The organism is Bradyrhizobium liaoningense, assembly GCF_018130785.1.
GTDB lineage: Bacteria > Pseudomonadota > Alphaproteobacteria > Rhizobiales > Xanthobacteraceae > Bradyrhizobium > Bradyrhizobium liaoningense_A.
In genome coordinates, this window is record NZ_JAFCJT010000041.1 from 26,040 (window position 1) to 33,874 (window position 7,835).

Consider the following 7,835-nt stretch of genomic DNA (forward strand, 5'->3'; position numbering starts at 1 on the left):
TATGACGGAAATCAGCCCATGAAATGGAACAAAGTTCTTCAAATGACTGACCTCGCTGTCCAACTCCCCGAGACCAGCCGCCGCCTTGATGCCATCGATCGCAAGATCCTGATGGTACTCCAGGAAGATGCCTCCCTGTCCGTCGCCGAGATCGGCGACCGCGTCGGGCTGTCTTCGACCCCCTGCTGGAAGCGCATCCAGCGCCTCGAGGCCGACGGCGTGATCCTGAAACGGGTCGCCCTGGTCGACCAGAACAAGATCGGCCTCGGCATCTCCGTATTCGTGTCAGTCGAAAGCGCAGACCATTCCGACGCCTGGCTGAAGAAGTTCGCCGAGGCCGTCAGCGCCATGCCCGAGGTGATGGAGTTTTACCGCATGGCCGGCGACGTCGACTACATGCTGCGCGTCGTGGTCGCCGACATGCAGGCCTATGACGTGTTCTACAAGAAGCTGATCAGCGCCGTGCCGCTGAAGAACGTCACCTCGCGCTTCGCGATGGAGAAGATCAAGTCGGTCACCGCGCTGCCGATCCCGGCGGTCGCGGCGGCCTGACTCCGGCTTCCAGACCCGATGAATTGAGATCGGCGGCACATCGCCGCTGATCCCCGTAAGGCCCCGGCCCTCGCCCGATTCGGTACCTCGGTAAGCAAGCATTTACCGAGAATTAGGTCCCGCCCCCTAGATTCGCGCCGTGGAGGGGAGAACGGCGAATCCGTCCCGGTGGTGGCCCGCCTGGGCGAATGCGACTGCATTGCTGGTCGCAGGCTGGATCACGCTCGCAATCCTCACCTTACAGGTTCGTCCGGGTGCGACTGTTGTCGCGGTTGCGTTTCCGCCCTGGTGGAGCACGCAGCAGGTTTTTCAGGCTGCGGGATCCGCGCAAGCGGCGATCGTCGGGGCAACCGCCCTTCCCACTCTCCTCGTCGTCCGCCCGGATGACCATGACGGACTGCGCCGCCTGCATGATGCGGGTGCCTGGTTCGTGATGGACGCGCAAGCGGTCTCAGCATGTTTTGGCAGATAGCCCTTTGGCGTGTAGCCACTCGGCTCGTGGTCCTGGAGAGGATGAAATGGTTGTCGAGAACGACGGACTGGAATCGCTGCGGCAGACCACCAGCAAGATGCTCGTTGCAGCGCTCTGGCTGCACGTGCCGATCAGCGTGACAGTCGGGCTTGCGCTCGGCAAGCCCTGGCTGATCCCCGCGACGTTCATGGCGATCTTCGCGCTTGCCGCCACCTTGTCGTGGCGCATGTCGGGCAACGGCCTTTCCACGCGCCTCGTGTTCGCTGTCGCGCTGATGAGCGGCGTGTCGATGTTCACCTACCAGTTCGAGGGACATCCCTGGCAGATCGACATGCACATGTACTTCTTCGCGGCGCTGGCCTGCACCGTCGCCTATTGCGACTACCGGCCGATCGTCGCCGCGACGGTTGCGGTCGCGCTGCATCACATCGCACTGAACTTCCTGCTGCCGGCAGCGATCTATCCCGGCGGCTCCGATTTCGGCCGCGTTGTGCTGCATGCGGTGATCCTGCTGATCGAGGCCGGCGTGCTGATCGCGCTGGCGCACAAGCTGCAGGAGCTGTTCGAGACCACGGCGGTGAAGACCGCCGAGGCGCAGGCCGCGATGGCCGCGGAGGCGCGCGCCAACAGCGAACGCCACGACGTCGAGCAGCGCGCCAAAGAGGAGCGTGAGGCCGCCAAGCAGCGGCTGGCCAGCAATTTCGAACGCAGCATCGGCAGCATCGTCGAGGCGGTGGCGATCGCCGCCGGCGAGGTGCAGCAGCTGTCGTCCTCGATGAGCAACAACAGCACTGACACCGCGCGCCAGACCGCCGCCGCGGCCGCAGCCTCGAACCGGGCCTCCGGCAATGTCGACACGGTGGCCGCCGCGACCGAGGAGCTTACCGCGTCGGTCACCAACATCACGCAACAGGCCGCCCGTTCCGCCGAAATCGCCGCCCGCGCCGCGGACGAGGCCCGCCGCACCAATCAGGTCGTCGAAGGGCTTGCCAACGGCACGCAGAAGATCGGCGAGGTCGTGACCCTGATCCAGAACATCGCGAGCCAGACCAATCTGCTGGCCCTGAACGCCACCATCGAGGCCGCCCGTGCCGGCGAGCACGGCAAGGGCTTTGCGGTGGTCGCGAGCGAAGTGAAGGCGCTGGCGAACCAGACCGCCAAAGCCACCGAGGAGATCTCGGCACAGGTGCAGAACATCCAGAGTGCGACCGGCGATGCCGTCAACGCCATCCAGGCGATAGGCGCGACGATCGCGGAGATCGACGAGATCTCCGGCCAGATCTCGACCGCGGTCGATCAGCAGGGTCTCGCGACGCGCGAGATCGCCGGCAGCCTGCAGCAGGCCGCCACCGGCACCCGCGAGGTGAACGACAACATCGCCAGCGTCAGCAAGGCCTCCGACGAGGCGGGTGCTGCCGCCTCGAAGATGCACCAGGCCGCCGCCGGACTGTCATCGCAGTCCGGACGCCTGAAGGCTGAAGTGGATGGCTTCCTGGGGTCGCTGCGGACGGCGTAAGACGTAACCGCTGCAGCGCTAGCTCGGCCTCGTGGTTCGAGACGGCCGCCTTCGGCGGGCGTCTCGAAGGATGGCCGCGCGCGATACTTCAATCAGATCGTCTGATTGTACTCGCCAACTTCCGGATGGTTACGCAGCACGCTGTTGACCATCTCGAACATGTCGTGCATGCGCTGCTCGGAGACCGGGCTCTCGACCACGACGACGAGCTCGGGCTTGTTGGAGGAGGCGCGCACCAGGCCCCAGCTGCCGTCCTCGACCGTGACGCGTACGCCGTTGACGGTGACGAGATCGCGGATCGCCTGGCCGCCGATCTTGGCGCCCTTGGCTTGCAAGCCTTCAAAATGCTTCACCACCTGGTCGATGACGCCGTACTTGGTCTCGTCGGCGCAATGCGGCGACATGGTCGGCGACGACCAGGTTTTTGGCAGCGCGTTTTTCAGATCGGCCATCGACTTGCCGGGCGCGCGGTCGAGCATGTCGCAGATCGCGATTGCCGAGACGAGACCGTCGTCATAGCCGCGTCCATACGGCTTGTTGAAGAAGAAGTGGCCGGACTTCTCGAAGCCCGCGAGCGCACCCGTCTCGTTGGTGCGGCGCTTCATGTAGGAATGGCCGGTCTTCCAATAGGCGGTCTTGGCGCCCTGCTTCTGCAGCACAGGATCGGTGACGAAGAGACCGGTCGACTTCACATCGACGATGAACTGCGCATCCTTGTGGATCGCCGACATGTCACGCGCCAGCATCACGCCGACCTTGTCCGCAAAGATCTCCTCGCCGGTGTTGTCGACGACGCCGCAGCGGTCGCCGTCACCGTCGAAGCCAAGGCCGACATCGGCCTTGTGATGCAGCACCGCATCGCGGATCGCGTGCAGCATCTCCATGTCTTCCGGGTTCGGATTGTATTTCGGGAAGGTGTGATCGAGCTCGGTGTCGAGCGGGATCACCTCGCAGCCGATCGCCTCCAGCACCTGCGGCGCGAACGCGCCGGCAGTGCCGTTGCCACAGGCCGCGACGACCTTGAGCTTGCGCTTCAGCTTCGGACGATTTGTGAGATCGGCGATGTAGCGCGCCGGATAATTCTCGTGGAACTGGTAGGAGCCGCCGGCCTTGTTCTTGAACTCGGCGTTGAGCACGATCTCCTTCAGCCGTGTCATCTCGTCGGGGCCGAAGGTCAGCGGACGATTGGCGCCCATCTTCACGCCGGTCCAGCCATTGTCGTTGTGCGAGGCCGTGACCATCGCGCAGCAGGGCACGTCGAGGTCGAACTGCGCGAAATAGGCCATCGGCGTCACCGCAAGCCCGATGTCGTGCACCTTGCACCCCGCAGCCATCAGGCCGGAGATCAGCGCGTATTTGATCGAGGCCGAATAGCCGCGGAAATCATGGCCGGTGACGATCTCTTGCTTGACACCGAGCTCTGCGATCAGCGCGCCCAGCCCCATGCCGAGCGCCTGTATCCCCATCAGGTTGATCTCCTTCTGGAACAACCAGCGCGCGTCGTATTCGCGAAAGCCGGTGGGTTTCACCATCGGCTCGGATTCGAAGGCGTAGGTGTTGGGCAACAATACGGATTTCGGCTTGGGAAACATTGAGACAGTCTCGTGAAAAGGGCAGGAATTGATGCAGCCTTAGCGAATGCCGGGCCGCAGCGGAAGGCGGGAATGAAGGCTTATGGCGGATAATTGCGGCAGTTTGGTAACGGGGGAACGCGGCCCGGCGCGAGACTTCCGCCGATGCCGTCCCGAAAAAATCCGTGCGAACGACCGTTCGTCAGCGCGGTGAGAGCCTTTGAAGCGGCTTACTGCTCCAGCACCATCTGGCCGTTGGCGTATTCGAAGCGCTTGAGGCGGGACAGGAAGGAAAGGCCGAGCAGGTTCTCGGACAGAGCCTCGTCCGGCAGCACCATGGCGTCAACGTCGCGCACGATGAGGCCGCCCACCTCGAGCATGGCGATGCGGGTGCGCGCGGCCTTGATGGTGCCGTTGGCGGTGGAGACGGTGGCGTTGTACTCGCCGCGCGAGGGACGCAGGCCGAAGCGGGCGGCCGAGGTCTCGTTCAGCGCAACCACGGAGGCGCCGGTGTCGATCATGAAGCCGATGCGCTGGCCGTCGATCCGGCCATCGGTCTGGAAATGACCGCGGGCATCGCGGGGGATGTTGAGGCTGCGGCCGCCGGCCGGCGCCGTGGTCGCAACCGCGACCGTCGTGCGCGGCACTGATGTGGCGGACGCGGAGCTCATCTTGTCCGCCATCTGCGCCATGAAGGTGCCGAGGCCGATCATGACGGCCGCGATGATCACAATGTTACGCATCACACCACTTCCGAGCCGTAAAGCCCGATTTCACCACGCACCACGCCCGCCCGCGAGCGACGCCGCGGTGAGAGCGGTGCTATCTTGACGAAAAGGGTGAGCGGACGGTTAATGCGCCTCACGTCCCGCGCGGCTTCGCCCGCCGGGTCGGCAAAGCGCTCGCCGGATCGTCCGGCCAGGGATGGCGCGGATAGCGGCCGCGAAGGTCGGAGCGCACGGCGACGTAGCTGCCGCGCCAGAAACCGGGAAGGTCGCGCGTCACCTGCACCGGGCGTTGCGCCGGCGACAGCAATTCCAGCACCAGCGGCACCTTGCCGGCGGCGATCGACGGATGAACGTTGAGGCCGAACAATTCCTGGAGCCGCACGGCGATGGTCGGCCCCTGCTCGGCCTCGTAGTCGATCGCGAGCACGCTGCCGGTCGGCGCCTCGAAATGCGTCGGCGCCTCGCGATCGAGCCTTGCGCGCATCTCCCAGGGCAGCAGCGCCATCAGCGCGTCGGAGAGATCGCCGGCGGATATCTCTTTCAGCGCGATCTTGTCGTAGAGCGCCGGCACCAGCCAGTCGTCGCGCCGCGCGATCAGTCCGTCGTCGGACAAATCAGGCCAGCTGTCGCCCTCGGCCTTGCGCAGGAAGGTCACGCGATCGCGCCACTGTCTTGCGGCCTTCGACCAGGGTAGCCGGTCGAGACCTGCAGCAATCAGCCCATCTGCGAAGATGCGCGCGGTTTCCTCCGAAGGTGACACCGCAAGCGTTGCCTCGGACAGCGTGATGGCATGCAGCGCGCGCTTACGTCGCGCGCGCAGCGCCATCGCGCCACGATCGAAGGAGATCTCGTCGACGGTCTCGATATGCTCGGCGAAATGTCGCTCGATGTCGTCCTCGCTGATCGGCGCCGCCAGCAGAACACGGCCGCTCGCCGCCGTGCCCGTCATCTCACCGATCGCGATGTAGGGCGCGCGGGCGAGCGACGAGGTCTGCTCCACCGCGGCGCCGCGACCATTGGCGAGCACGAAGGTGCCATTGCCGCGATTGCGCGCGACGCGGTCCGGGAAGGCGTAGGCGAGCATCAGGCCGGTCGAGAGATCATCCTGTCCGGTTGCGGCCTTCTCTGACGCCGCCACCTGCGAAGCCCAGCGCCGCGCCAGATCGCGCGCGCTCGCGGCGCGCGGCGAGCGATCGCGGCGGAACTGATCGCGCCGGTACTCGAGATCGACGCTGTCGCCGCCGAGCCCGCGCTCGGTGATGATGGCCGCGATCTCGGCTGCGGCTTCGCCCTCGCCGGCGCGATGCGAATCCACGATCATGCGCGCCAGCCGCGGCGGCAGCGCCAGCGCGCGCAGGCTCTTGCCTTCCGCGGTGATGCGGCTATCGCCATCGAGCGCGTTGAGCTCGGAGAGCAGGCTTTTCGCTTCCTTCCAGGCTGGTGCGGGCGGCGGATCGAGGAATGACAGCGCCGAGGGATCGGCGACGCCCCATTGCGCAAGGTCGAGCACCAGCGAGGACAGGTCGGCACTGAGGATCTCCGGCTGGGTGTAGGGCGCGAGCGACGCCGTCTGCGGCTCGTCCCAGAGCCGGTAGCAGACACCGGGCTCGGTGCGGCCGGCGCGACCGCGGCGCTGGTCCACCGCCGCGCGCGCGGCACGCACGGTCTCGAGCCGCGTCAGGCCGATATCGGGCTCGTAGCGTGGCACGCGTGCGAGACCGGAATCGACCACGATGCGCACACCTTCGATGGTGAGCGAGGTCTCGGCGATCGAAGTCGCCAGCACGACCTTGCGCATGCCTTTGGGCGCGGGTGAGATGGCGCGATCCTGCACGGCGGCATCGAGCGCCCCGAACAGCGGCACGATCTCGATGCCGGCGTCCTGCATGCGCTCAGCCAGGAAATTCTGGGTGCGACGGATTTCGGCGGCGCCGGGCAGGAACGCCAGCACGGAGCCGCTGTCGGCGCGAAGCGCGGACGCGATCGCATCCGCCATCTGCCGCTCGACCGGCGCATCCGCCTTGCGGCCGAGATAGCGGGTCTCGACCGGGAAGGCGCGGCCCTCGCTTTCGACGACCGGCGCGTCACCGAGCAGCTTTGCCACGCGCGCGCCGTCGAGGGTTGCCGACATCACGAGGATGCGCAGATCCTCGCGCAGGCCGGTTTGCGCGTCGCGCGCCAGCGCGAGGCCCATATCTGCATCGAGCGAGCGCTCGTGGAATTCGTCGAACAGGACGGCCGCGATGCCGGAGAGCTCGGGATCGTCGAGGATCTGGCGGGTGAAGATGCCCTCGGTCACCACCTCGATGCGCGTCGTGCGCGAGATCTTCGAGCCGAAGCGGACGCGGTAGCCGACGGTTTCGCCGGCCCGCTCGCCGAGCGACTTCGCCATGCGCTCGGCACTCGCCCGCGCAGCGATGCGCCGCGGCTCCAGCACGATGATCTTCTTGCCCGCGGCCCAGGGCGCATCCAGCAGCGCCAGCGGTACGCGCGTGGTCTTGCCGGCGCCGGGCGGCGCCACCAGCACCGCCGAATTATGCGCCTCCAGCGTGCGCGAGAGGTCGTCGAGCACGGCATCGATCGGGAGGGGCGTGTCGAAGCTGTGGGGCAAAAGTCTCGATCCGTCATCGTCCGCGCAGGGCGGACGATCCAGTCAACTCAGATCCCGGCCATTCCGAGGATCTCTGCACACTGGATACCCCGCCTTCGCGGGGTATGACAACAATGCGTGGCTATCAGCCCTGCACCGGCGGACGGCCGATGCTCTCGTAGGTGAAGCCGGCGGCTTGCATCTCTTCGGGCGGGTAGATGTTGCGGAGATCGACCACGACGGGCTGGGTCATGGCCGCCTTCAGCCGGTGGAGATCGAGCGCGCGGAACTGCACCCATTCGGTGACGATGACGAGCGCATCGGCGCCCTGCGCGCAGGAATAGGCGTCCTCGCAATAGGTGATGTTCGGCAGCTCACTCTTGGCCTGCTCCATGCCGACGGGATC

The 7,835-nt window shown here is 66.1% G+C and carries 6 protein-coding genes; 2 read left to right on the plus strand and 4 right to left on the minus strand.

All coding sequences use genetic code 11. The features are described 5' to 3' along the window. Positions 1–42: 42 nt before the first annotated feature. On the plus strand, positions 43–552 hold the full coding sequence (locus JQ627_RS37800; RefSeq protein WP_212489403.1) for an Lrp/AsnC family transcriptional regulator: 510 nt from the start codon (positions 43–45) through the stop codon (positions 550–552). A 518-nt stretch (positions 553–1,070) separates the two neighbouring features. Next, positions 1,071–2,540: a methyl-accepting chemotaxis protein gene (locus JQ627_RS37805; RefSeq protein ID WP_212489404.1), complete on the plus strand. Its 1,470-nt coding sequence runs from the start codon at positions 1,071–1,073 to the stop codon at positions 2,538–2,540. A gap of 92 nt (positions 2,541–2,632) precedes the next feature. Here JQ627_RS37805 and JQ627_RS37810 read toward each other — a convergent pair whose 3' ends face one another. From JQ627_RS37810 to JQ627_RS37825, 4 genes are all read right to left on the minus strand, one after another. Continuing rightward, complete coding sequence (locus tag JQ627_RS37810; RefSeq protein WP_212489405.1) at positions 2,633–4,132, minus strand: phosphomannomutase/phosphoglucomutase; 1,500 nt, start codon at positions 4,130–4,132, stop codon at positions 2,633–2,635. A 209-nt stretch (positions 4,133–4,341) separates the two neighbouring features. Further along, complete coding sequence (locus tag JQ627_RS37815) at positions 4,342–4,854, minus strand: TIGR02281 family clan AA aspartic protease (protein WP_212489406.1); 513 nt, start codon at positions 4,852–4,854, stop codon at positions 4,342–4,344. Between the two features lie 118 nt (positions 4,855–4,972). Then, positions 4,973–7,450, minus strand: a complete 2,478-nt coding sequence (gene hrpB, locus JQ627_RS37820; protein WP_212489407.1) for an ATP-dependent helicase HrpB — start codon at positions 7,448–7,450, stop codon at positions 4,973–4,975. Between the two features lie 124 nt (positions 7,451–7,574). Beyond that, the coding region (locus JQ627_RS37825; RefSeq protein ID WP_283817172.1) for a UDP binding domain-containing protein at positions 7,575–7,835 on the minus strand (261 nt) is incomplete at its 5' end.

Excerpts from the sequence above, each read along its gene's own strand:
- JQ627_RS37800 (WP_212489403.1), top strand. The coding sequence starts at position 43 with ATGACTGACCTCGCTGTCCAACTCCCCGAGACCAGCCGCCGCCTTGAT.
- JQ627_RS37815 (WP_212489406.1), bottom strand. The coding sequence starts at position 4,854 with ATGCGTAACATTGTGATCATCGCGGCCGTCATGATCGGCCTCGGCACC.
- JQ627_RS37805 (WP_212489404.1), top strand. The coding sequence starts at position 1,071 with ATGGTTGTCGAGAACGACGGACTGGAATCGCTGCGGCAGACCACCAGC.
- JQ627_RS37810 (WP_212489405.1), bottom strand. The coding sequence starts at position 4,132 with ATGTTTCCCAAGCCGAAATCCGTATTGTTGCCCAACACCTACGCCTTC.